The organism is Streptomyces fodineus (genome assembly GCF_001735805.1).
In the GTDB taxonomy this organism is placed as follows: domain Bacteria; phylum Actinomycetota; class Actinomycetes; order Streptomycetales; family Streptomycetaceae; genus Streptomyces; species Streptomyces fodineus.
Genome location: NZ_CP017248.1, coordinates 8,498,178 through 8,519,662 on the forward strand (window position 1 = coordinate 8,498,178; position 21,485 = coordinate 8,519,662).

23 protein-coding genes and 1 pseudogene are annotated in these 21,485 nt (G+C 72.1%); 16 read left to right on the plus strand and 8 right to left on the minus strand.

The window, feature by feature from the left end:
* Window positions 1–39: 39 nt before the first annotated feature.
* From BFF78_RS36845 to BFF78_RS36865, 5 genes are all read left to right on the plus strand, one after another.
* Window positions 40–1,437 (plus strand): DUF6421 family protein, encoded by a 1,398-nt coding sequence (locus BFF78_RS36845; RefSeq protein ID WP_069782407.1) that lies wholly within the window; start codon window positions 40–42, stop codon window positions 1,435–1,437.
* A complete protein-coding gene (locus BFF78_RS36850; protein WP_069782408.1) occupies window positions 1,434–2,225 on the plus strand; it encodes an SDR family oxidoreductase in 792 nt (263 codons plus the stop codon). Before BFF78_RS36845 ends, BFF78_RS36850 begins: the two co-directional genes overlap by 4 nt.
* Window positions 2,222–3,292 carry a threonine aldolase family protein gene (locus BFF78_RS36855; RefSeq protein ID WP_069782409.1) on the plus strand — a complete coding sequence of 357 codons (1,071 nt, stop codon included), beginning with the start codon at window positions 2,222–2,224 and terminating at the stop codon, window positions 3,290–3,292. The genes BFF78_RS36850 and BFF78_RS36855 overlap by 4 nt, the downstream gene beginning before the upstream one ends.
* Before the next feature lie 78 nt (window positions 3,293–3,370).
* Window positions 3,371–3,961: a transglutaminase domain-containing protein gene (locus tag BFF78_RS36860; protein WP_069782410.1), complete on the plus strand. Its 591-nt coding sequence runs from the start codon at window positions 3,371–3,373 to the stop codon at window positions 3,959–3,961.
* Between the two features lie 93 nt (window positions 3,962–4,054).
* Window positions 4,055–5,275, plus strand: a complete 1,221-nt coding sequence (locus BFF78_RS36865; RefSeq protein ID WP_069782411.1) for a hypothetical protein — start codon at window positions 4,055–4,057, stop codon at window positions 5,273–5,275.
* 29 nt (window positions 5,276–5,304) lie between these two features.
* Here BFF78_RS36865 and BFF78_RS36870 read toward each other — a convergent pair whose 3' ends face one another.
* The 3 genes from BFF78_RS36870 to BFF78_RS36880 form a co-directional block, all read right to left on the minus strand.
* Window positions 5,305–6,312: a hypothetical protein gene (locus BFF78_RS36870; RefSeq protein ID WP_069782412.1), complete on the minus strand. Its 1,008-nt coding sequence runs from the start codon at window positions 6,310–6,312 to the stop codon at window positions 5,305–5,307.
* A gap of 229 nt (window positions 6,313–6,541) precedes the next feature.
* Entirely contained in the window at window positions 6,542–7,270 is a 729-nt protein-coding gene (locus BFF78_RS36875) for a lysophospholipid acyltransferase family protein (RefSeq protein ID WP_069782413.1), read from the minus strand.
* 187 nt (window positions 7,271–7,457) lie between these two features.
* The gene (locus tag BFF78_RS36880) at window positions 7,458–7,874 is read right to left on the minus strand and encodes a DUF4395 domain-containing protein (RefSeq protein WP_069782414.1); all 417 of its coding nucleotides are present in this window, start codon (window positions 7,872–7,874) and stop codon (window positions 7,458–7,460) included.
* A gap of 75 nt (window positions 7,875–7,949) precedes the next feature.
* Here BFF78_RS36880 and BFF78_RS36885 point away from each other — a divergent pair, with 75 nt between their 5' ends.
* The 7 genes from BFF78_RS36885 (at window position 7,950) to BFF78_RS36910 (ending at window position 14,452) form a co-directional block, all read left to right on the plus strand.
* Window positions 7,950–8,363 (plus strand): thioredoxin family protein, encoded by a 414-nt coding sequence (locus tag BFF78_RS36885; protein WP_069784043.1) that lies wholly within the window; start codon window positions 7,950–7,952, stop codon window positions 8,361–8,363.
* Window positions 8,364–8,446: 83 nt separating this feature from the next.
* The gene (locus tag BFF78_RS50275; RefSeq protein ID WP_362615633.1) at window positions 8,447–8,527 is read left to right on the plus strand and encodes a putative leader peptide; all 81 of its coding nucleotides are present in this window, start codon (window positions 8,447–8,449) and stop codon (window positions 8,525–8,527) included.
* Between the two features lie 44 nt (window positions 8,528–8,571).
* Window positions 8,572–9,081 carry a flavin reductase family protein gene (locus BFF78_RS36890; protein WP_069782415.1) on the plus strand — a complete coding sequence of 170 codons (510 nt, stop codon included), beginning with the start codon at window positions 8,572–8,574 and terminating at the stop codon, window positions 9,079–9,081.
* A gap of 228 nt (window positions 9,082–9,309) precedes the next feature.
* Entirely contained in the window at window positions 9,310–10,104 is a 795-nt protein-coding gene (locus tag BFF78_RS36895) for an electron transfer flavoprotein subunit beta/FixA family protein (RefSeq protein ID WP_069782416.1), read from the plus strand.
* Window positions 10,105–10,157: 53 nt separating this feature from the next.
* Window positions 10,158–11,120: an electron transfer flavoprotein subunit alpha/FixB family protein gene (locus BFF78_RS36900; RefSeq protein ID WP_069782417.1), complete on the plus strand. Its 963-nt coding sequence runs from the start codon at window positions 10,158–10,160 to the stop codon at window positions 11,118–11,120.
* Between the two features lie 181 nt (window positions 11,121–11,301).
* Window positions 11,302–12,600: a DUF6986 family protein gene (locus BFF78_RS36905; RefSeq protein ID WP_069782418.1), complete on the plus strand. Its 1,299-nt coding sequence runs from the start codon at window positions 11,302–11,304 to the stop codon at window positions 12,598–12,600.
* Between the two features lie 121 nt (window positions 12,601–12,721).
* Window positions 12,722–14,452: a serine/threonine-protein kinase gene (locus BFF78_RS36910; protein ID WP_069782419.1), complete on the plus strand. Its 1,731-nt coding sequence runs from the start codon at window positions 12,722–12,724 to the stop codon at window positions 14,450–14,452.
* Here the strand turns inward: BFF78_RS36910 and BFF78_RS36915 are convergent.
* Window positions 14,398–15,195 (minus strand): hypothetical protein, encoded by a 798-nt coding sequence (locus BFF78_RS36915; protein ID WP_069782420.1) that lies wholly within the window; start codon window positions 15,193–15,195, stop codon window positions 14,398–14,400. The genes BFF78_RS36910 and BFF78_RS36915 overlap by 55 nt on opposite strands.
* A gap of 7 nt (window positions 15,196–15,202) precedes the next feature.
* The gene (locus BFF78_RS36920; protein WP_069784044.1) at window positions 15,203–16,252 is read right to left on the minus strand and encodes a LacI family DNA-binding transcriptional regulator; all 1,050 of its coding nucleotides are present in this window, start codon (window positions 16,250–16,252) and stop codon (window positions 15,203–15,205) included.
* 262 nt (window positions 16,253–16,514) lie between these two features.
* Between BFF78_RS36920 and BFF78_RS36925 the strand changes: the two genes are divergently transcribed.
* A complete protein-coding gene (locus BFF78_RS36925; RefSeq protein ID WP_069782421.1) occupies window positions 16,515–17,465 on the plus strand; it encodes an ROK family protein in 951 nt (316 codons plus the stop codon).
* Window positions 17,466–17,664: 199 nt separating this feature from the next.
* Here the strand turns inward: BFF78_RS36925 and BFF78_RS36930 are convergent.
* The 3 genes and pseudogenes from BFF78_RS36930 to BFF78_RS36940 form a co-directional block, all read right to left on the minus strand.
* A pseudogene (locus BFF78_RS36930) lies at window positions 17,665–18,108 on the minus strand (NPCBM/NEW2 domain-containing protein); the annotation flags it as partial.
* 96 nt (window positions 18,109–18,204) lie between these two features.
* Window positions 18,205–18,975 carry a maleylpyruvate isomerase family mycothiol-dependent enzyme gene (locus BFF78_RS36935; RefSeq protein ID WP_069782423.1) on the minus strand — a complete coding sequence of 257 codons (771 nt, stop codon included), beginning with the start codon at window positions 18,973–18,975 and terminating at the stop codon, window positions 18,205–18,207.
* Complete coding sequence (locus BFF78_RS36940; RefSeq protein ID WP_069782424.1) at window positions 18,972–19,325, minus strand: hypothetical protein; 354 nt, start codon at window positions 19,323–19,325, stop codon at window positions 18,972–18,974. The genes BFF78_RS36935 and BFF78_RS36940 overlap by 4 nt, the downstream gene beginning before the upstream one ends.
* A 299-nt stretch (window positions 19,326–19,624) precedes the next feature.
* Between BFF78_RS36940 and BFF78_RS36945 the strand changes: the two genes are divergently transcribed.
* The 3 genes from BFF78_RS36945 (at window position 19,625) to BFF78_RS36955 (ending at window position 21,253) form a co-directional block, all read left to right on the plus strand.
* On the plus strand, window positions 19,625–19,831 hold the full coding sequence (locus BFF78_RS36945) for a hypothetical protein (RefSeq protein WP_069782425.1): 207 nt from the start codon (window positions 19,625–19,627) through the stop codon (window positions 19,829–19,831).
* Window positions 19,832–19,861: 30 nt separating this feature from the next.
* A complete protein-coding gene (locus tag BFF78_RS36950) occupies window positions 19,862–20,065 on the plus strand; it encodes a hypothetical protein (RefSeq protein ID WP_193433607.1) in 204 nt (67 codons plus the stop codon).
* 144 nt (window positions 20,066–20,209) lie between these two features.
* Window positions 20,210–21,253 (plus strand): NUDIX hydrolase, encoded by a 1,044-nt coding sequence (locus BFF78_RS36955; protein WP_069782426.1) that lies wholly within the window; start codon window positions 20,210–20,212, stop codon window positions 21,251–21,253.
* Window positions 21,254–21,485: the final 232 nt, after the last annotated feature.

Here is a 21,485-nt window from a genome sequence, read left to right on the forward strand (position 1 = left end):
CGGTGTCCATACGCGAGGTTCTCCCGTGGAGGATGGGACATGACGGAAATTCTTGTGCAGGCGGCTACGGGAGGACAGGTTCCTTCGTTGAACAGGGTGATTGAGCACCCCGCCTGGCCCGTGCTCAAGGATGCCGTGGAGCAGATCCGGCCATGGCAGTCGAAGGACGGATCGATCGACTTCGAGGCCGAGGGTGCCCCCGCCGCGGCGGAGGCCGAGGCCGCCGTACGGCGTGTCGTCGACGCGGTCGAGGAGCTGTCCCCGCTGCTCCCGCACGACGACGCCTACCACCGGGCCCTGGTGAAGGACCTGCACCGCTGGGCCGAGGGTGGCTTCCAGGTACCGGACTTCCTGGACTCCCTGCTGGCCTTCCAGCCCGCCGCGAACCGCGCGGACGGCCTCCAGCACCTGGTCGTCTTCCCGATGTACACGCAGAACGGCAACCTGGACCGCAACCTGGAGGCGGTCGTCCTGCGCATGGTCTGGCCCGACTGGCTGGCCGAGCTGGAGCGCACCCGTTACGACAACCCGCTGTTCTGCGGCATCAGCTTCGAGGACTTCACCTCCGGCTACGACACCAACTCCGCGGTCCTGTTCCCGGAGACGATCGCCGTACGCGAAGCGCCGGAACGTTTCTCCTGGGGCGGCATCTTCTGCGACCGCGAGGCCGCACGCTTCCGCCGGGTCACCGACGCGGCCGTCGACATCCTGGGCCTGGAGCTGCCCGAGGACATCGCCGCGATGGTCCACGACCAGAAGCGCTGCGAAGAGGCCTTCGTGCTGTGGGACATGGTCCACGACCGCACCCACAGCCACGGTGACCTGCCCTTCGACCCGTTCATGATCAAGCAGCGCCAGCCGTTCTGGATGTACGGCCTGGAGGAGCTGCGCTGCGACCTCACCGCCTTCAAGGAGGCCGTGAAGCTCCAGGCGGACGGCGTCCCGCAGGCCCGTGACGTGCAGTACGCGGTGCTCTTCGACCGCATGTTCCGTTTCCCGGTCACCGGCGACCGCGTGCGCAACTACGACGGTCTCGGCGGCCAGCTGCTCTTCGCCTACCTGCACAAGCACGACGTCGTCCGCTGGACCGACAACAAGCTCTCCATCGACTGGGAGCGCGCCCCGCAGGTCACCAACCAGCTGTGCGCCGACATCGAGAAGCTGTACAAGGACGGCATCGACCGCCCGAAGCTCGTGCACTGGTTCGCCGGCTACGAGCTGGTCTCCACCTACCTGCCTCCGCACCCCGGCTCCAAGTGGGCCAAGGGTCCGGACGCCCTGGACCTGACCCAGCAGCCGCGCAAGCTCGTGGACGACGTGCTTCCGGACGAGTTTCCGCTGAGCATGTTCTACGAGGCCCTGTCCAAGAAGCTGAAGAATGTGATCGCCTCCACCAAGGGCATCACGGCGGACAGCGCCGAGCCGGTCGCCGCATGAGCGACGGCCTCCAGAACACTGCTCAAGAGGGGAAGAACATGGTGGGGAACGGGTCTCTCAGTGGTGCGGTGATCGCGGTGGCCGGCGCGGGTGGACCCGCCGGACACGCGACGCTGATCCGGCTCGCCGAGGCCGGTGCGGTCGTCGTCGGTGCCGACAACAATCCCGAGCGCCTGGCGGAGTCCGTGGACGCGGCCCGCTACGCACGCGGCGGCGCCACGGTCACCGGGGAGACGGTCGACCTGCTCGACCTGGAGGACACCCGGGCGTGGGCCGACCGTATCGAGAAGGACCACGGCCGGATCGACGGCCTGGTGCACCTGGTCGGCGGCTGGCGCGGCAGCGCGAACTTCGCCGAGACCGACCTCGCCGACTGGGACCTGCTGGAGAAGCTGCTGATCCGCACGGTCCAGCACACCTCCCTGGCCTTCTTCGACGGTCTCCAGCGCAGCGACCGCGGCCGCTATCTGCTGATCAGCGCCGCGGGTGCGTCGAAGCCGACGGCGGGCAACGCCGCGTATGCCGCGTCCAAGGCCGCCGCCGAGGCCTGGACGCTGGCCATGGCGGACGGCTTCCGCAAGGCCGGGGGCGAGGAGGGTCCGCGTGCGGCTGCTGCCATCCTGGTGGTGAAGGCGCTGGTGCACGACGCGATGCGCGCCGAACGCCCCAACGCGAAGTTCGCGGGCTTCACGGACGTCAAGGACCTGGCCGAGGCCATCGAGGGCGTCTGGAGCAAGCCCGCCGGTGAAGTGAACGGAAACCGTCTGTGGCTGACCGAGAAGCCGTGAACCCTCCCAAGACCGACGCGCGTCGCCATCACGACCCGCAGGTCCGCGGTTTCGCCAGTGACAACTACGCCGGAGCCCACCCGGAGGTGCTGGCCGCCCTGGCCCTGGCCAACGGCGGCCACCAGGTGGCGTACGGCGAGGACGAGTACACCGAGAACCTGCAGCGGATCATCCGCGGCCACTTCGGGGCGACCGCGGAGGCCTTCCCGGTCTTCAACGGCACCGGCGCCAACGTCGTCGCGCTCCAGGCGGTCACCGACCGCTGGGGCGCGGTGATCTGCGCCGAGAGCGCGCACATCAACGTCGACGAGGGCGGCGCGCCCGAGCGCATGGGCGGCCTGAAGCTGCTCACCGTGCCCACGCCCGACGGCAAGCTCACGCCCGAGCTGATCGACCGGCAGGCCTGGGGCTGGGAGGACGAGCACCGCGCGATGCCGCAGGTCGTCTCGATCACCCAGAGCACGGAGCTGGGCACCCTCTACACGCCGGACGAGATCCGGGCGATCTGCGAGCACGCCCACGCCCGGGGCATGAAGGTGCACCTGGACGGCTCCCGGATAGCCAACGCGGCCGCTTCGCTGAACGTGCCGATGCGGACGTTCACCAACGCGGTCGGCGTCGACATCCTCTCGCTGGGCGGGACCAAGAACGGCGCCGTCTTCGGTGAGGCGGTCGTGGTCATCAACCAGGACGCGGTGCGGCAGATGAAGCACCTGCGGAAGCTGTCCATGCAGCTCGCCTCCAAGATGCGGTTCGTGTCGGTGCAGCTGGAGGCGCTGCTGGCGAAGGACCTGTGGCTGCGCAACGCCCGGCACGCCAACGAGATGGCCCAGCGGCTCGCCGAGGGTGTGCGCGCGGTGCACGGCGTGGAGATCCTCTACCCGGTGCAGGCCAACGGCGTCTTCGCCAGGCTCCCGCACGACGTGAGCGAACGTCTGCAGAAGCGGTTCCGGTTCTACTTCTGGGACGAGGCCGACGGGGTGGTGCGCTGGATGTGCTCCTTCGACACCACGGAGGAGGACGTCGACACCTTCGTGGCGGCGCTCAAGGAGGAGATGGCCCGCTAGTCCCCAGCTATGCATAGGTATGCGGTCGCTCGAAAAGTCATTGACCCTCGAGTGATCGCATTCCTATGCTTTGCGGGCATGGAGCTGATCCAGAACACCGCCGACCTGTCCGCGTACCTGGCCGCGGACGAGGCCATCGACCATCACCATCCCGTGGTCCGGGAAACGGCCGGGCGACTCGCCGCGGAGGTGGCCGACTCGTATGCCTATGCACGGGTGGCCTATGAATTCGTTCGCGACACCATCCCGCACTCCCAGGACTCCGGCGACCTGCGCGTCACCTGGCGCGCCTCCGACGTGCTGGCTCTGGGCACCGGCATCTGCTACGCCAAGGCCCACGCCCTGGCCGCCCTGCTGCGGGCCGAGGACATCCCGACGGCCCTGTGCTACCAGCGGCTGACCGACGGCGAGGGCGGCCACGCCCTGCACGGCCTGGTCGCCGTCCGCTTCCACGGCGCCTGGCACCGGCAGGACCCACGCGGCAACAAGCCCGGCGTGGACGCCCGGTTCTCCCTGGACGGCGAGCGGCTGGCCTGGATCCCCGACCCCGCGGCCGGTGAGCTGGACTGTCCCCTCCTGTACGCCGAGCCGCACCCGGCCGTCCTGGACGCCCTGAAAAAGGCTCCGGACCGTCCGTACCTGTGCAAGACGCTCCCCGACGCGCTGTGAGACCGGGTAGCCCCGCAGTGCCGGCGGAGCTCGCCGGTCCGCGCCCACACCCCACCTGACGTGGTCCCGGTCGCGGTCGCTAATCTCGCGGCCATGAGCAACGGGGGAGCAGAAAAGGACGACGGCACCGGCACGGAGTCGGCGCCCGAGGCGGTGCCGTCCGTTACTCAGAGCGAAACCGGTGGCCGGTTCGCTCGGCTGCGCAAGCACAGGGTGCTCGCCTCGGCCGTGGCGTCGGCCGTCGTCGCGGGGGCCGTCGCCGTGCCGTTCGCGCTCGGCGTCGGGGACCCGTCCTGCAAGGAACTTCCCGTCGCCACACGGAAGTTGGCGCAGGACCCGGTGTCGGCGACCCGTGCCCTGGACCCCCGGGACGACATGTCCCGCTACGACGCCGTGCGCGCGCTCCTGCCGTCCGGCAGGCTGTGCGGCGACGGCGGCCGGCTGCTCGGCCAGGTGGTGGACGCCGCCACCGGCGCCTGGACCCCCGGCAGGCTGCACACCATCGCCCAGTCCCGCGTGGTCTACGCGGTGAGCGGGATCTACCACGACGGCGGCGTTCCGCCCGGTGCGGAGCCGGGCCTGGCCCGGGTGCTCGCCGGCTATGTCGCCGACACCACGCCCTTCACCTTCGCGGATCCCGATGCCAGTGCCCCGGCGGCCTCCGGCGCGCAGGCGGCCCCCGATCAGGCGGGCTGGTCCCGCTTCGGCCCCTTCCTCGCGCCCGGCGAGGCACACCCGGAGTTCGGTTTCGACCACGGTTTTACGGTGACGGCCGACCCGGCACGGCTCTTCGAGGAACTGGCCGGGAACCCGGAGGCGTTCGCCATCCTGTACGACGCCGAGCGCGCCTACCTCGCCCACTACCTGGAGCGGCTCACCCCCGAGGGCACGGACCCCGATTACCGCCCGCAGAAGGAGCCGGGGGAGGAGAAGACGCGCCCCACGCTCGGCCCCGACAACGGCCTCAAGGACATCGCGAGGCGCGTCGGCACCCTCATGTACGCCCGGGCGGATGGCGCCCGCGAGGGCGGCATCAGCGATCTGGACGCGTTCGACGCGTCCGCACGCAGACACACCCGGGGCGCCTACCGGGCGGCCCCACGGCAGGTCACCAGCCGGCCCCCGATGGGCACCATCACCCTCCGGCCGGTGAGCGGGCCCGTGCAGGGCGATCTCATGGACGCGCGCCGTCAGTTGTTCCTCACGGTGGACGCCTGGGCGAAGACCCGGAAGGTACCGGCCCAGCGGGCATCGGCCGTCCGGCAGCTCCTTGACGACTCGTACCTGGAGGCGTACCGGTACGGCTCCAGGTGAGGACGCCCGCACCCGGCACCCGGCACCCGTCAGCCGGTGACGCTCAGCCCCGTGCAGCCGCGCCGCTCGACCTGGTCCCCGGCGAAGGCCTCCAGCAGCCTGCGCTTCTCCGCCGTACCGACACCGGGGATCTTCTGCGACCCGCGGACAGTGAAATTGGCCGCCTCACCGTCGCAGCGCGCGGTCGCCGTCAGGCCGCTGCGCACCCCGTCGGACAGGACCAGATAGTTGCTCCAGTCGCCGTAGAAGGCGCCGAAGTCCAGGTACCGCGAGTCCGGCCCGGTGCCCCGGTCCAGGTCGCAACGCCCGGCGGGCGCCATGTCGTTCATCAGCGGCTCGACCTGCCACTCGGCGGCCTCGGGGATCCGCGCGCGGGCCACCCAGCCGCAGGCGGTGCCCTTCGCCTCGGTGAGCGGGACCGCCCGCCGCCCCTTGTCGGGATCCTGCGGCCCGGCATCGCCCTTCGGCACCGTGAGCGGCGTGGCGCCGCAACCCAGGTGCCGGGAGGCGGAGTTGACGAGCGGGACGACCGTCTCGTACACGGCGTGACTCGTGCGGTCGGCGGCAAGGCCGATGTCGGCGCTCACCAGCATCCGGCGCGGCCGGCCCGCCGCGTCCTCGCCGAGGGCCGGGCAGCGCAGTAGGAACTGGAGGTTGCCGAACGCGTCGACGAATCCCGGCAGACCCTGCGGCATCGGGTACATGCGCGGGAAGCCCTGCAGCGGGAAGGCGTCGTGGAACTCGGCGTCCTGGTCGTCCCGCCCGGTGTAGGCGGTCATCCGCACCACCAGCTTGGCCTCGCCGTGGCCCTCGAAGTACAGGCCGCAGCCGTAGTCACCGAGCCGGGGATGCGCCGATGCCTCGGCCTTCGTGAAGTGACCGCCGCCGGCCGCGAGTTCGCGCACGGGCCCGGAGGGGAGCACGCCGTCGCAGGCGGTGCGCACCAGCCACCAGTCCTTCACATACGGCCCGCCGATCCAGCCGGCCAGAGCCAGCACGACCGCGGCCGTCAACGTCACCTTCCACCAGCGCCGCATCGTCGATCCCCCGTACAGCGGTCGGCACACGGGAGCCGCGAGACGCTCCCGTCACGATCGCGAACCCTATCGAAGCGACGGCGCCATGTAGCCGGCGGCTCTGCGGCTGCCTAGGGGCGCGGGGCTGTATCTGAGATGCGGCTCCGCCGCGCGGGCGCGCCCAGCCCCCACCGGCCCGCAGCCGAACGACCTGCTGAAGCCCCCAAGCCCCCGGCCGAAGCTCCGCAGGTCACCGCGCCTCGGCCGCCCGCAGCTGCTCCACGGTCGGTGCCGTACCCCCCAGATGCGCCGGCAGCCACCAGGAGTCCTCGGCACCCCTGGGGCGGCCCGGGTAGGCGCGCTGCGCGGCATCCAGCACCTCTTGGACGCGCTCGCGCAGCCGGCGGGTGATGGCGCCCGCGTACTGGTCGCGGGGTGCGTCGACCGCCTCGCCGACGCGGATGGTGACGGGCAGGTGGCTGCGCTTGAAGTTGCGGGGCTGGCCCTTCGTCCACAGTCGCTGGGTGCCCCACACCGCCATCGGGATCAGCGGGACACCGGCGTCCTGGGCGAGCCGGGCCGCGCCCGACTTGAAGCTCTTCAGCGTGAACGACTGCGAGATGGTGGCCTCGGGGAAGACACCGACGACCTCACCGGAGCGCAGTGAGTCCAGCGCGTGCGCGTAGGCCGCCTCGCCCTGCTTGCGGTCCACCGGGATGTGCTTCATGCCGCGCATCAGGGGACCGGAGATCCGGTGCCGGAAGACGGACTCCTTCGCCATGAAGCGCACCAGACGCTTCTGCGGCAGAGCCGCCAGGCCGTTGAAGACGAAGTCCAGATAGCTGATGTGATTGCTCACCAGCACGGCGCCGCCCGAGCGCGGGATGTTCTCCGACCCCTGGCAGTCGATCTTCAGGTCCCAGACCTTGAACAACGTCTTGGCGAATCCGACGACGGGACGGTAGACCAGCTCTGCCATGGGCGGGACGGACCCTTTCTGCTCTGCTCGGGAAAGGGGCTCCCGGCGGGAAAGTTACGCAGCCGTAGGTGTACGGCGTCTCGCAGATCGTGCCCGAAGAACGGACGGGTAGCCAGCCCTGGTGCCCCGCGGCGGCGAGATTCTCGTCACGTCGGCCCACATCCGACCTTGGATCTTTAAGTCCCTTTTACTCCGCCTGTACTGCGGCCCTCTTCAGGAGCAGGAACATCTCGCACCCCAGGCAGTAGCCGAACGCCGCGTTCAGGAACGCGGCGGCGAGTGCCGCGCCGGTCGCGGCAAGCCCCAGCCACTGCGGTCCCACGGTGAACCCGACCAGACCGAGCCCCGCGAACACCAGCCCCACCGCCTGCGCGAACCGTGGCGGCTCGGGCGCCTCGAACTCCTTCGGCGGCCCGAGCCGCGGCCGTACGGCGGTGCGGAAGGCCCAGCCGTACGGCGACCGTTGCACACCCGCGCCCGCGCCGAGCGCGAACGCCAGAGTCTGCCAGCCCAGTACCCAGGGGTTCTGCAGAATCAGAGCCACGGCCAGAACGGCCGTAGTCACCACGGCCGCGAAGCGCGGCCCCCTCGCGTCGATGTCCATGAATCAAGCATTCCGCAACGGAAACTCCCGCGGGAGGCGGGAATCTTTGCAGTCTCGTGAATGCTTGTGCAGATGATGACCGGACTGGTGGTGTGCGTGGCGGTGCTCGTCGTGGCGAGCGCCGCCGGAGTGCTGCACAAGCGGCGGAGCGGGAGAGTACGGGTGCGCGGGCGGGACGACGGCAAGCGGCTGGGCGCCGCCCAGCTGGGCGGCGAACTCGGTGAGCGGGCCACGCTGGTCCAGTTCTCCAGCGCCTTCTGCGCGCCCTGCCGGGCCACCCGGCGCATCCTCGGCGAGGTCGCCGCACTGGTCCCCGGGGTGCGGCACGTGGAGATCGACGCCGAGGCACACCTGGACCTCGTACGCGAACTGGAGATCCTGAAGACGCCCACCGTGCTGGTGCTCGACGCCGGCGGACGGGTGGTGCGGCGCGCCACCGGGCAGCCCCGCAAGGCCGATGTCATCGCGGCACTGGGGGAGGCCGTGTGAGGGAGCCTCAGCAAAGCGTGATCGATCTCCCAGAACCCCGACCGCGCTTGACTGCGCGCACCACCTATCGTCAGCCTGACCTTATGCCGACCGAACTCCTTCTCCACGGGCGGGTCCACGTCGACCTCGCCCGCACCGCGAGCGCCACCTGTCCGGACCGCTGAGCACCGACGGCCCAGCTCGCGACCTCCAGCAGAAGGACAACTCCATGACGGCCACACCCGACCTCGGCACCGTTCAGCTCGCCTCCCCCGATCTGTTGCGTTCGACCTTCCGCCGGCACGCCGCCGGTGTTGCGGTGATCACCGCGCGCGGTGACTCCGGCCCGGTCGGCTTCACCGCCACCTCCCTCACCTCCGTCTCCGCCGAGCCCCCGCTCGTCTCCTTCGGCATCGGCACGGGCGCCTCCAGCTGGCCCGCGATAGCCGAGACGGACCACGTCGGCGTGCACATACTCGGCGAGCACCAGAGCGAGCTGGCCGCCACCTTCGCCCGCAGCGGCGCCGACCGCTTCGGTGCGCCGACCGTGTGGCGCGAGGGCCCGGAAGGCGTACCGGTGCTCGATGACGTGCTCGCCTGGCTGGTGTGCCGGATCGTCGGCCGCGTCCCGGCCGGTGATCACCGGATCGTGCTCGCCGAGGTCGTCCTGGGCGACCTCTCCGGCTCGGGCCGGCCCCTCCTTTACCACCAGGGCCGCTTCAACGGCCTGCGGGATTGATCACTCCCGAGGTTGCGCCGCCCCGCCTGCGAACCCGTCGAGTTCCGGTTACGCTGCGTTGCGAAGGTCACAGTTCAAAGCGCTTGCTTAGCGAGCAGGAACTGGGTGTACTGACGAGTAATATTTCGGTCGGAGCGCGCGGACGCCCCGACCGGGATCGGCCGCTTGAGGCGCCTATGCTGCCTGCAAGAGGCAGCCCGGAAATGACGATGCAGTAGGAGAGCCGGCGTGAGCTTGAGGATCGTTGTCACTGTGAAGTACGTGCCCGACGCCACTGGCGACCGGCACTTCGCCGATGACCTGACCGTCGACCGCGACGACGTGGACGGTCTGCTCTCCGAGTTGGACGAGTACGCGGTCGAGCAGGCCCTCCAGATCGCGGAGAACTACGACGGGGACGGCGACGCCGAGGTCACCGTCCTGACCATCGGCCCGGAGGACGCCAAGGACGCGCTCCGCAAGGCCCTGTCCATGGGTGCCGACAAGGCCATCCACGTCGAGGACGACGACCTGCACGGCACCGACGCCATCGGCACCTCCCTGGTGCTGGCCAAGGCGATCGAGAAGGCCGGCTTCGACCTGGTCGTCTCCGGCATGGCCTCCACCGACGGCACCATGGGTGTCGTACCGGCGCTGGTCGCCGAGCGTCTCGGTGTCCCGCAGGTCACCCTGCTGTCCGAGGTCTCCGTCGAGGACGGCGTGGTCAAGGGCCGCCGCGACGGCGACGCCGCCTCCGAGCAGCTCGAGGCGCAGCTCCCGGCGATCGTCTCCGTGACCGACCAGTCCGGCGAGGCCCGCTACCCCTCCTTCAAGGGCATCATGGCGGCCAAGAAGAAGCCGGTGGAGTCCTGGGACCTGTCCGACCTGGACATCGAGGCCGAGGAGGTCGGCTTGGACGGCGCGTTCACCAAGGTCGAGGCCGCGAACGAGCGCCCGGCCCGCACGGCCGGCACCATCGTCAAGGACGAGGGCGAGGGCGGCAAGCAGCTCGCTGAGTTCCTCGCGAGCCAGAAGTTCATCTAAGGCTCCGCAGTCGCTGACCGCCCCTCAACTTCTTTTCGCAGGAGAGCAATCCCATGGCTGAAGTCCTCGTCTATGTCGACCACGTGGACGGTGCCGTCCGCAAGCCCACCCTCGAACTGCTGACCCTGGCCCGCCGCATCGGCGAGCCCGTCGCGGTCGCCCTCGGTGGCGGCGCCGCCGACACCGCCGCCACGCTCGCCGAGCACGGCGCGGTGAAGGTCCTCACCCACGACGCGTCCGAGTACGCCGAGTACCTGGTCGTGCCGAAGGTGGACGCCCTGCAGGCCGCCTACGAGGCCGTCTCCCCGGCCGCCGTGCTGGTCCCGTCCTCCGCCGAGGGCAAGGAGATCGCCGCCCGTCTGGCGCTGCGCATCGGCTCCGGCATCATCACCGACGCCATCGACCTGGAGGCCGGCGACGAGGGCCCGGTGGCCACCCAGTCGGTGTTCGCCGCGTCCTTCACCACCAAGTCCCGCGTCATCAAGGGCACCCCGGTCATCACGGTCAAGCCGAACGCGGCCGCCGTGGAGGCCGCCCCGGCCGCCGGCGCGGTCGAGGCCCTGTCGGTGTCCTTCTCCGAGAAGGCGACCGGCACGAAGGTCACCGCGCGTACGCCGCGTGAGTCGACGGGCCGTCCGGAGCTGACCGAGGCCGCGATCGTGGTCTCCGGCGGCCGTGGTGTCAACGGCGCCGAGAACTTCTCGATCATCGAGGCGCTCGCCGACTCCCTCGGCGCGGCCGTCGGTGCCTCGCGTGCCGCCGTGGACGCCGGCTGGTACCCGCACACCAACCAGGTCGGCCAGACCGGCAAGTCGGTCTCCCCGCAGCTGTACATCGCCAACGGCATCTCCGGCGCGATCCAGCACCGCGCCGGTATGCAGACCTCGAAGACGATCGTTGCCGTCAACAAGGACGCCGAGGCCCCGATCTTCGAGCTGGTCGACTACGGCGTGGTCGGCGACCTCTTCGACGTGGTCCCGCAGCTGACCGAGGAGATCAAGGCCCGCAAGGGCTGAGCCCCGGCTCCTCCACGAGGCCCCCATGACCTGCGCGGTCATGGGGGCCTCGGTGCATTCTGGTGACGTGCCCACGGCCGCCGTTCCACTGTCCGAGCGGGTGTTGACCAGCGGGAACCTCCCGGATAACTTCATTCTACGGATTGTTGATTCCGTACAGCGGAAAATTGGAGGGTGTGGGATGGGCCAGCAGGAGAAGGTGACGACGAGCCTCGCGGGCGCCGTCAGCGAGGAGATCAGCGCCTCCCTGGCACCGGTCGACGCGGAGCTGGAGCGCCGCTACCCCGGAGACCCCGGCACCCGGCAGCCCGTGCACACCGTCTACGTCCCCGGTGACGCCTTCGCCGCCGACACCATCCGCTCCTGGGGCGACCAGGCCCTCGCGGCCCTCGACGCACACGCCCCGGACGCCGCCTCCTTCGCGGCGGTCCTCGGCCTGTCCGACGAGCTCGCCGAGCCGGTCTACTCCCGCGTCCGCGCCAAGCTGGAGCGCGAGCCGATCGAAGACCTGCGCGTCGACTTCGAGGACGGCTACGGCCCCCGCCCCGACGCCGAGGAGGACGCCACGGCGGCCCGCGCCGCCCGGCTGATCGCGCAGGCGTACGACAACGGCACGGCGGCGCCGTACATGGGCATCCGCATGAAGTGCATGGAGGCGGCGGTACGCGACCGGGGCATCCGCACCCTCGACGTCTTCCTCACCGGCCTGATCGAGGCGGGCGGCCTGCCCGACGGACTGGTCCTCACCCTGCCGAAGGTGACCTACCCCGAGCAGGTCAGCGCGTTCGTGCGGCTGCTGGAGGCCTTCGAGAAGGTGCACGGACTGGACGCGGGCCGGCTCGGCTTCGAGATCCAGATCGAGACCAGCCAGTCCATCCTCGCCACCGACGGCACCGCCACCGTCGCCCGGATGATCACGGCCGCCGAGGGCCGCGCCACCGGGCTGCACTACGGCACCTTCGACTACAGCGCCTGCCTCGGCGTCTCCGCCGCCTACCAGGCCAGCGACCACCCGGCCGCCGACCACGCCAAGGCGATCATGCAGGTCGCGGCGGCGGGCACCGGCGTACGCGTCTGTGACGGCTCGACCAACATCCTGCCCGTCGGCCCGACCGGGAAGGTCCACGACGCCTGGCGGCTGCACTACGGCCTCACCCGCCGCGCGCTCGCCCGCGCCTACTACCAGGGCTGGGACATGCACCCCGGCCACATCCCGACCCGCTACGCCGCCGTCTTCGCCTTCTACCGCGAGGGCTTCGAGCAGGCCGCCGCCCGGCTCGCCCGGTACGCCAACCGGTCCGGCGGCGACGTCATGGACGAGCCCGCCACCGCCAAGGCGCTCAGCGGCTACCTGCTGCGCGGCCTGGACTGCGGCGCCCTCGACATCGCCGAGGTCGCCCGCCGCACCGGCCTGACCCGCGCCGACCTGGAAGGCTTCGCGGCGCCCCGCCGAGGCGACCTGACGGCCTCCGCGAAGTAGCGGCAGCGAGCCGGTCCCAGCCCCCGGGCGGGGCAGTGGACTGTCACCGCCGCCCCGTACGCTGGACGCCACGCATCGGCCAGGCGGACGCGACGGACGACCACAGAGGAACGGGGCGGCGGTGTCTTCGGGGGAGCAGGAACCGCAGTACGGGCACACGGACGACGGGACCGGCCGGCTGCTGGCCGGGCGCTACCGCGTCACGGCGCGGCTCGGGCGCGGCGGCATGGGCGTCGTGGTCTGGCGCGCGGTGGACGAGGTCCTCGGCCGCGAGGTCGCCGTCAAGGAGCTGCGGACGTACACCGACGCGGCCGGACCCGAACTGACCGAGCTGCGGCTGCGCATGCAGCGCGAGGCCCGGGCCGCCGCCCGGGTCCGCCACCCCGGCGTGGTCGCCGTCCACGACGTCACGGAGGTCGACGGGCGCCCGCTGATCGTCATGGAACTGATCGACGGACCCTCCCTGGACGACGTCCTGCGCGAGCGCGGCACCCTCGATGCGTACGAGGCGGCCCGCGTCGGAGCGGCCGTGACGGACGCGCTGGCCGCCGCCCATCACGCCGGCGTCCTGCACCGCGACGTCAAACCCGGCAACATCCTGCTCGACCGCTCCGGCCGCGTCGTCCTGACCGACTTCGGCATCGCCACCATGGACGACCCCGGCGACGGCTCGGCCACCCGTCTCACCCGCAGCGGCGAACTCGTCGGCTCCCTCGACTACCTGGCCCCCGAGCGCGCCCAGGGCGCCGAGCCGGGCCCGCCCGCCGACGTGTGGGCCCTGGGCGCGACGCTGTACGCGGCCGTCGAGGGCGTCTCACCGTTCCGCCGTACGTCCACCTACTCGACGCTCACCGCGATCGTCTCCGAGCCCCTGCCCGAGCCGCACCGGGCGGGCCCGCTGGCACCCGTCCTGCGGCGCCTGATGGACAAGCGCCCGGATGCCCGCCCGGACGCCGAGGAGGCCCGTGAGGCGCTGCGCGAGGTGGCGAAGGCGCGGCCCCGGGACACCCCGACGACGATCCTGCGGACGGCCCCGCCCCGGGCGCCCGAACCCGCCGAACGCGGCACACCGTCCGCACCGCCGGGATCCGGCCCGGCCCAGCCGGACCCGGGACGTCCCGCCGCCGCGCCGACCAGCCCGGTGCCCTCCCACGCCGAGGGCTCCGCTCCGCCCACCGGACCGACCCGCGCCTTCGCGCCCGGTGATCCCACCGGACCCATGAGCGCGCCTTCGGACCCGCCCCGCCGCAGGGGCCGGGCGCTGCCGGCCGCCGCTGCCGTCGCCGTCGTACTGACCGTGGCCGGGGTCACCCTCGCTCTGGTGCGCGACCACGGAGCGGCGAAAACGGACTCGGCACCGACGGCCTCCCATTCCGCGCCCGCCAAACGCGCCGGCGCCGAGTGGTCCGCCCGGCCCAGACACCCGAGCGGGGGCGGCAAGAACAGCGCCGAGCCCACCGGGCAGCCGAGCGGCACGGGCGACGCCAAGCCGTCCTCGCCTGCCTCCGCCCCGGCCGCGCCGAACGGTCCGAGCGCAACCGGCACTTCGGGAGACACCTCCGGCCCGGCGGCCGCCTGCCACTCCGTCGGCGGCGGCAAGTACGACTGCCAGGTCTGGCGCACCGCCACGTCCTACACGGCCTCCGGCGCCCGGGCCGGGACCCTGAAGGCGGGCACCGACTACTTCTACTGCCAGGCGAACCTGGGCCGCCGGGAGACCTACGGCCGGTGGACGAACGTGTGGTGGGCGAAGACCGACGACGACAGCGGCAACACCGGTGTGTACGTCAGCGACGTCTACCTCAAGGGCGGGAACAACGACTCCCCGGTGCCCGGGCTTCCGGTCTGCTGAGCGCCGGCGTACGGCTCGAAACCCGACTCGGTCACCCACTTCTGCTCGGCGAACAGCCGGGTACCACGCGCCCACAGCCCGGTGTCACGGCGTGTCCGCGCGCAGAACTCCTCCGGCGTGCCCCCGAACAGCTCCCGTAACGGCGCGGAACCCGCGAGGAGTTCGGTGAGCAGGGTGTGCTGGTCACCGGGATGACGGCGGGGCGCGCCGTTGCCGTTGTGCAGCACCCCGCGCCGGTTGACGTAGGAGTACGCCCCGGTGAGCGCGGAACCGTCCGGCAGCTCGATCCGCACCTGGGGCGCGGGCAGCCAGGCCCGCCGGAAGTTGCCGTCGGCCAGCGGCACGCCCTCGCTGGCGTCGATCACCTCCAGCTGGCGCCGGTCCAGCCAGATGACGAACAACTCGCTTGACGCACGGGGGGCCTTGACGGGCGATGCGGAGACATAGCCGAAGCGGCTGACGTGCGCCGAGACGCCGACGCCGAGTCCCCGCACCCGTGACCGCACCATCGGCACGGGGGAGTCGATCCCGAACTGCGCCATCTTGTGGCGCAGTTGGCCCGGGCAGGCGTTGGAGCCGACGGCGAGGACCGGCACCCGGTCGTCGTACACCAGGCGCTCCAGCGGGAGCATCCGGTCGCCGTGCAGCAGCCCGGAGCCGGCGGGCCAGGAACCGGGATAGGTCAGCGGATGGTCGCGAGGGGCGTCGGCGAGGCCGAGTTCCTCCAGGGTGCGGCCGGTCACGGGCGGCTCAGTCGGCGGGCGGCAGCTCGCCCGAGCCGCGCGTGATCAGCCGGGTGGGCAGCTCGATGCGCTCCGGTGCCACGAGCCCGCCGTCCAGCCGGCGGAAGAGACGCTCGGCGGCGGTACGGCCGAGGGCCGCCGCGTCCTGGGCGACGACCGTGACGCCCGGCTGGAGCAGATCGGCCAGCTCGATGTCGTCGAAACCGACGAAGGCGACCTGGCGGGACTGCTCGGCCAGGACCCGGATCACGGTGACCGTCACCCGGTTGTTGCCCGCGAAGATCGCGGTGACGGGGGCGAGCCCGCAGAGCATCTCCTCCGCCGCCCGGCGCACCCGCTCCGGACTGGTCACCCCGAGCGACATCCAGGCGTCCTCGACCGGTATCCCCGCGTCCTGCATGGCCGCCCGGTAGCCGCGCAGCCGCTCGGCGGCGGTGTGGATGCGCGGCATGTCGCCGATGAACCCGATCCGGCGGTGGCCGTGCGCGATCAGATGGGCGACACCGTCCCGGGCACCACCGTAGTTGTCGGAGAGGACCACGTCGGCGTCGATGCGTCCGGCCGGACGGTCCACGAAGACGGTCGCCACGCCCGCCCTGATCTCCGGTTCGAGATAGCGGTGGTCGTCACCGGCGGGAATCACCACCAGACCGTCAACGCGCCGCGCACACAGGGCCAGCGCCAGCTCCTGCTCGCGCTCCGGGTCCTCGGCACTGGAGCCGTTGATCAGCAGGGCGCCATGGGCCCGGGCCACCTCCTCCACGGCGCGGCTGAGCGGGCCGTAGAAGGGGTCGGCGAGGTCCTCCAGCACCAGGCCGATGCTCGCCGTACGGCCCTTGCGCAGCACCCGGGCGCTGTCGTTGCGGCGGAAGCCCAGCGCCTCGATCGCCTCCTGCACCCGGCGCTCGGTGTCCGGGGTGACGCCGGGCTCGCCGTTGACCACCCGGGAGACCGTCTTCAGGCCGACCCCGGCCCGCGTCGCCACGTCCTTCATGGTGGGGCGGTTGCCGTAGCGGGTGCCGGGAAGGCTGTCGGTGCGGCGGGTGGTCTCGGGCACGATGCGGCGTCCTGTCCTGTCGTCCGTCTCGGCCACGGAACCGGTGCGTCCGGGGTGGTGCGCGGGTGGGTCCGGGGCGCTGTGCCCGGGGGTGGTGCGCCGATCCGTGGTTTGTATGAGGATGTGGCGTCGAGCATAGAGCCTGGACAACGTTGTCAGATGCGCGAGACACTGTCCACCGCTGTCTGTCGGCCTGCGCCCCCACCGCTTGACCGGCCTGCCTCTTTTGGTTTGGAAGCTTCAACGGGGAGATCTGACTCTGATGCACACCGACCTCGTCGCGGCCCTGGACATCGGCGGTACCAAGATCGCCGGTGCGCTGGTGGACGGCGACGGACGGATCCTGGCGCGGGCCCAGCGCGGCACGCCCGCCCAGCAGAACGGCGAGACGGTCATGAGGGCCGTCGAGGAGGTGCTCGGCGACCTGGCCGGGTCGCCGCTGTGGGGACGCGCCGGCGTCATCGGCATCGGCAGCGCCGGCCCGGTGGACGCCTCGGCGGGCACCGTCAGTCCGGTGAACGTGCCGGGCTGGCGTGACTTCCCGCTGGTCGAGCGGGTGCGCGCGGCCACCGGCGGTCTCCCGGCCGAGCTGATCGGCGACGGCGTCGCGATCGCGGCCGCGGAACACTGGCAGGGCGCCGCCCGCGGCCACGACAACGCGCTGTGCATGGTGGTGTCGACCGGCGTCGGCGGCGGCCTGGTGCTCGGGGGGCAGCTGCACTCCGGGCCCACCGGGAACGCCGGCCACATCGGGCACATCAGCGTCGACCTCGACGGCGATTCGTGCCCGTGCGGCTCGCGCGGCTGTGTGGAGCGGATCGCCAGCGGCCCCAACATCGCCCGACGCGCCCTGGACCGGGGCTGGCGTCCCGGCCCCGACGGCGACACCTCGGCCGCCGCGGTGGCCGCCGCCGCCCGTGACGGCGACCCGGTCGCCGTGGCCTCCTTCGAGCGGGCGGCACAGGCGCTGGCCGCCGGCATCGCGGCCACCGCGACCCTGGTCGAGATCGACATCGCCGTGATCGGCGGGGGCGTCGGCAAGGCGGGTGACATCCTCTTCACACCCCTGCGCAAGGCACTCACCGACTACGCGACCCTGTCCTTCGTCCAGCGACTGACCGTCGTGCCCGCGCAGATGGGCACGGACGCGGGTCTGGTGGGGGCCGCGGCGGCAGCGCTGGCGCGCAGGCCGGACGCGACGGCGGGGGTCTGAGCGGTAGCGCCGCCTGCCGGAGGTGCCGGTGGGGCGACGCCGTTGTGCAGCGGGCGTCCCAGGCGCGGGTGTGGGGTGGGCTGGTCAGGCGCGGGTGTGGGGTGGGCTGGTCGCGCACTTCCCCGCGCCCCTGGGGAGTCGTAGCCGCCGGACCTGCCAACGCGCCGTAGCCGGGCACGACGGCACACAGCCCACGCGGTCAGCAGCTCACGCGCGCGTCCGCCCACTCCGCATGGTCGGAATCGTTGCCGTCTCCCGCGTCGGTGACGATCAGACGGATGACCTGCGCGCCGCTGATGTCGGCGGAGACCGGCTGGGCCAGCATCGCGTTGGTCAGGGTACCCGTCGAGGCGCCCTTCGTGCCGTCCGCCCAGATCTCGAAGGTGACCGTGCCCCTCGTGCCCTTCTCGTCGTCGACGCCGACGTCCGCGGTGACCTTGCCGCAGGCCTTGCCGGTGTAGAAGGAGACGTCGCTCGGCGCGTGGACCCCGAGGCCCTTGACGTACACCGCGCCACTGATGGTGATCGGGTGGCCGTCGCCCGCGGCGCTCTCCCCGTTGCTGGTGTCGCGTTCCACCGGCCCCCAACCGCTGCTCGCCGACGGCCAGTTCAGGTCGCTGAGGTACGACGTCCCGGAGGGCGGCCCCCGACTGTTCGATACCCCGTCAGAAGCCTTGACGGCGGGGCTCCTTGACACAATGACTGCTGTGGGGCGTTCGGATGTGTTCGTTTCCGGGGCTCATCCCTGGCCGTCGACGCGGCCCCAGCCGGGCAGCGGAGGCTGGGGCCAGGCGGGCGGGTGCGGCAGGTGGTGCGCCGGGCGGTCGGTCGTCAGCGCGTCGGCCGGAATCCGTCCGCTGAGCCAGCCGAGCACCAGGTGCCCGGCCCCGGCGACCGAGGGGCCCTCCGCCGCCACCGGCCAGCGCCGGCCGAGATCCACCGCCTCCACGGAGGCCAGCGGAAAACGCTGGGCGCGCAGCGTGGTGAGGGTGTCGTCCAGCGCCCAGGACACATAGCCGTCGGGCCACCGCTCGGTGCCGTGACCGAGGCCCAGGTCGAGGTGGTGGGTCTCCAGCTCCCGCAGGCAGCGCAGCAGCAGGTACCAGGCCGGGTGGAGCCATCCGGCCAGCGCCGGGACCAGTCGGTCCCAGGCCGGCGCGGGCATCGCGCGGGCCTGTGCCGTGAAGCGGTCCAGGCTTTCGCGCAGCCGGGCGGCGAGCCGGCCGGGGGACAGCGTCGCGTCCCGCCCGATCGCCGCGGACAGCGTCGCCGCGTCCGCGCGTGGGCCCGGTTCGCGGCCGGTGTGCGCCAGCCGCAGCAGCCACACATAGGCGTCGGCGCTGTGGGCGACGTGGGCGAGCACATGGCCACGCGTCCACCCGGGCAGCCCCGACGGGGCACGCAGTTCCGCTTCGGACAGCCCGCTCGCGGTCCGCGCCAGCCGGTCGCCGGAGCGCACGACGTCCTCGATGCGACCGTCGCCGGCACGGAAGACCGCGGGCCCGCTCACCGGAACTCCCGCACGACCTCGATACGGCCGACGATATGGGCGTTGAACTCGTCCAACTCCTCGGCGGGCACCCACAGTTCCAGGATCGTCTCGCCACCGGCCCGCCGTACCGGATAACGGCCGACGAACTCCGTGTCGACCTCGAAACGGGTCACGAAACCGGCGCCGTCGTGCTTGACGTTCCAGTCCCGGGCGATGCGGATCGCGTAGTCCTCGTTGAGGACCGGGTAGAAGATCGGCTGCTCCGGGAGCCGGGGCGGCCAGGCCCGCCAGTCGAGCGCGCGGACCAGCTCCAGCTCCTTGGGGCCGGTGGGGCGCCAGAGGGTCGTGGTCGGGGGCGGGCTGGTCATGACGGCGCATTTCTGCTCGGTGCCTGCCGCCGGAGCGGGCAGGGCGGGATGCCGGACGATACCGGCGCCACGCAGGGTCGGGCCAGCGGATTTCCGTTGCGGCCGGCAGCCGCACGGCGCCCCGAACCGCCGTGCCCTCTCCCGGTGATGGGCCGGCCGCTCCGCCCGACCCGATCGATGGACGTCCCGGGCCGGCAGGCCAGGCGGTCGAGCAGGTTGGCGAGCCGCCGATGCCGGTCGCGGGCGGGCTCGCGGCGCCGCGGGCAGGTGACGCGGCGGGTGCGGGCAGACGAAGGCACGTGACACCCGCGGTCCGCAGCCGTGGTGGCCTCGGCGGAGGGGGCGCCGACCAGGCCTCTGCCAGCCGGTCCGAAGGCGGCGGCCGGGACGGTGCGCGCCGCCGCCGGGTCGCCCTGCGCCTCGACGTGCAGGTGACCGGCGGACTTCGCCATGTGCCCTCCCACGGGGGCGACATCGGCGTCGTCCGCTTGCCGGAATCGGCGTGACCCCGGGCCGGTTGCGCAGTTGGGCAGCGCATGAAGAAGCGCAGCATGCTCGCCATCGCCACCCTGGCCACCGGATTCGTCGTGGCCGCCGTAACCCCCTCCCACGCGGCGGACAAGGACCCCGGGGTGACCCTCGACGGCCTCAACGTCTCGGACACGCTCACCTCGGCCGCCGGCCACCCGGCCACCCTGGACAGCCTCACCGTCGACGACCACGCCCCCGGCCGGCAGTAGATACCGACGGTTTTACGGCGCAGGTGCCGGTGTCCCCGCCGCGGGGGCACCGGCACCGCCGCGCGGGCACCCTCAACGGGGCGGGGTTTCCGTGGCAGGGTGGAGCGGGCAAGCCTCAGGGGGCCAACAGAAGAGGGGGAGTCCGTGACCGTCGTCTGGATCAACGGCGCGTTCGGTGCGGGGAAGACCACCACCGCACGGGAGCTGATCGAACTGATCCCGAACAGCACGCTCTTCGACCCCGAGGTCGTCGGCGGGACGCTCACGCAGCTGTTGCCGGCCAAGCGCCTCGCCGAGGTCGGCGACTTCCAGGACCTGCCGGTCTGGCGCCGGCTCGTGGTCGACACGGCGGCCGCGATGCTCGCCGAGCTGGGCGGAACCCTGGTGGTGCCGATGACCCTGCTGCGCCAGGAGTACCGTGACGAGATCTTCGGCGGGCTCGCCGCCCGCAGGATCCCGGTGCACCATCTGCTCCTCGCCCCGGCTGAAACGATCCTGCGCGAGCGGATAGCCGGGCGGGAGGTCCCGCCGGATCTGCCCGACGGCGAGATACGGCAGCGGCAGTGGGCCTACGACCACATCGAGCCCTACCGCGCCGCCCTCGCCTCCTGGCTCACCGCCGACGCCCATCTCGTGGACACCAGCGCCCTCACCCCGTACGCCACCGCCGTCCGCATCGCCGACGCCGTCGGCAGCGGTGCCGTACCGCCCTGTGACATCGTGCAGACCCCCGAGCCGACCGCCGAGACCCTCGCCGCCGGGGTGCTGCTCTTCGACGAGCACGACCGGGTGCTGCTCGTCGACCCCACCTACAAGCCCGGCTGGGAGTTCCCCGGCGGGGTGGTGGAGCGCGGCGAGGCACCGGCCCGCGCCGGGATGCGCGAGGTCGCCGAGGAGACCGGGATACGGCTGCGGGAGGTGCCCAGGCTGCTCGTCGTGGACTGGGAACGACCGGCGCCGCCCGGCTTCGGCGGGCTGCGGCTGCTGTTCGACGGCGGCCGGCTGGAGTCCGGCGAGGCGTCCCGCGTGCTGCTCCCGGGCCCGGAACTGCGCGGCTGGCGCTTCGCCAGCGAGCAGGAGGCCGCCGGCATGCTGCCACCGGTCCGCTACGAACGGCTGCGCTGGGCGCTGCGGGCCCGCGAGCGGGGGAGCGCGCTGTACCTGGAGGCGGGCGTACCCGTCGGCTGACACGCACCGCCGAGCGGGGCGGTTGTCCGGCCGACGTGGGAGGTGCTGCGGTGTGCTGTCGACTGCCGACTGCCGACTGCCGACTGCCGACTGCCGACTGCCGACTGCCGATTGTCGACTGCCGATTGTCGACTGCCGGGTGTCGACTGCCGGGTGTCGACTGTCGACTGCCGGGTGTCGATTGTCGACTGCCGGGTGTCGACTGCCGACTGCCGACTGCCGATTGTCGACT

Excerpts from the sequence above, each read along its gene's own strand:
- BFF78_RS36950 (WP_193433607.1), top strand. The coding sequence starts at position 19,862 with ATGAAGAAGCGCAGCATGCTCGCCATCGCCACCCTGGCCACCGGATTC.
- BFF78_RS36900 (WP_069782417.1), top strand. The coding sequence starts at position 10,158 with ATGGCTGAAGTCCTCGTCTATGTCGACCACGTGGACGGTGCCGTCCGC.
- BFF78_RS36885 (WP_069784043.1), top strand. The coding sequence starts at position 7,950 with ATGACCGGACTGGTGGTGTGCGTGGCGGTGCTCGTCGTGGCGAGCGCC.
- BFF78_RS36875 (WP_069782413.1), bottom strand. The coding sequence starts at position 7,270 with ATGGCAGAGCTGGTCTACCGTCCCGTCGTCGGATTCGCCAAGACGTTG.
- BFF78_RS36880 (WP_069782414.1), bottom strand. The coding sequence starts at position 7,874 with ATGGACATCGACGCGAGGGGGCCGCGCTTCGCGGCCGTGGTGACTACG.
- BFF78_RS36905 (WP_069782418.1), top strand. The coding sequence starts at position 11,302 with ATGGGCCAGCAGGAGAAGGTGACGACGAGCCTCGCGGGCGCCGTCAGC.
- BFF78_RS36860 (WP_069782410.1), top strand. The coding sequence starts at position 3,371 with ATGGAGCTGATCCAGAACACCGCCGACCTGTCCGCGTACCTGGCCGCG.
- BFF78_RS36865 (WP_069782411.1), top strand. The coding sequence starts at position 4,055 with ATGAGCAACGGGGGAGCAGAAAAGGACGACGGCACCGGCACGGAGTCG.
- BFF78_RS50275 (WP_362615633.1), top strand. The coding sequence starts at position 8,447 with ATGCCGACCGAACTCCTTCTCCACGGGCGGGTCCACGTCGACCTCGCC.
- BFF78_RS36890 (WP_069782415.1), top strand. The coding sequence starts at position 8,572 with ATGACGGCCACACCCGACCTCGGCACCGTTCAGCTCGCCTCCCCCGAT.
- BFF78_RS36925 (WP_069782421.1), top strand. The coding sequence starts at position 16,515 with ATGCACACCGACCTCGTCGCGGCCCTGGACATCGGCGGTACCAAGATC.
- BFF78_RS36870 (WP_069782412.1), bottom strand. The coding sequence starts at position 6,312 with ATGCGGCGCTGGTGGAAGGTGACGTTGACGGCCGCGGTCGTGCTGGCT.
- BFF78_RS36940 (WP_069782424.1), bottom strand. The coding sequence starts at position 19,325 with ATGACCAGCCCGCCCCCGACCACGACCCTCTGGCGCCCCACCGGCCCC.
- BFF78_RS36845 (WP_069782407.1), top strand. The coding sequence starts at position 40 with ATGACGGAAATTCTTGTGCAGGCGGCTACGGGAGGACAGGTTCCTTCG.
- BFF78_RS36850 (WP_069782408.1), top strand. The coding sequence starts at position 1,434 with ATGAGCGACGGCCTCCAGAACACTGCTCAAGAGGGGAAGAACATGGTG.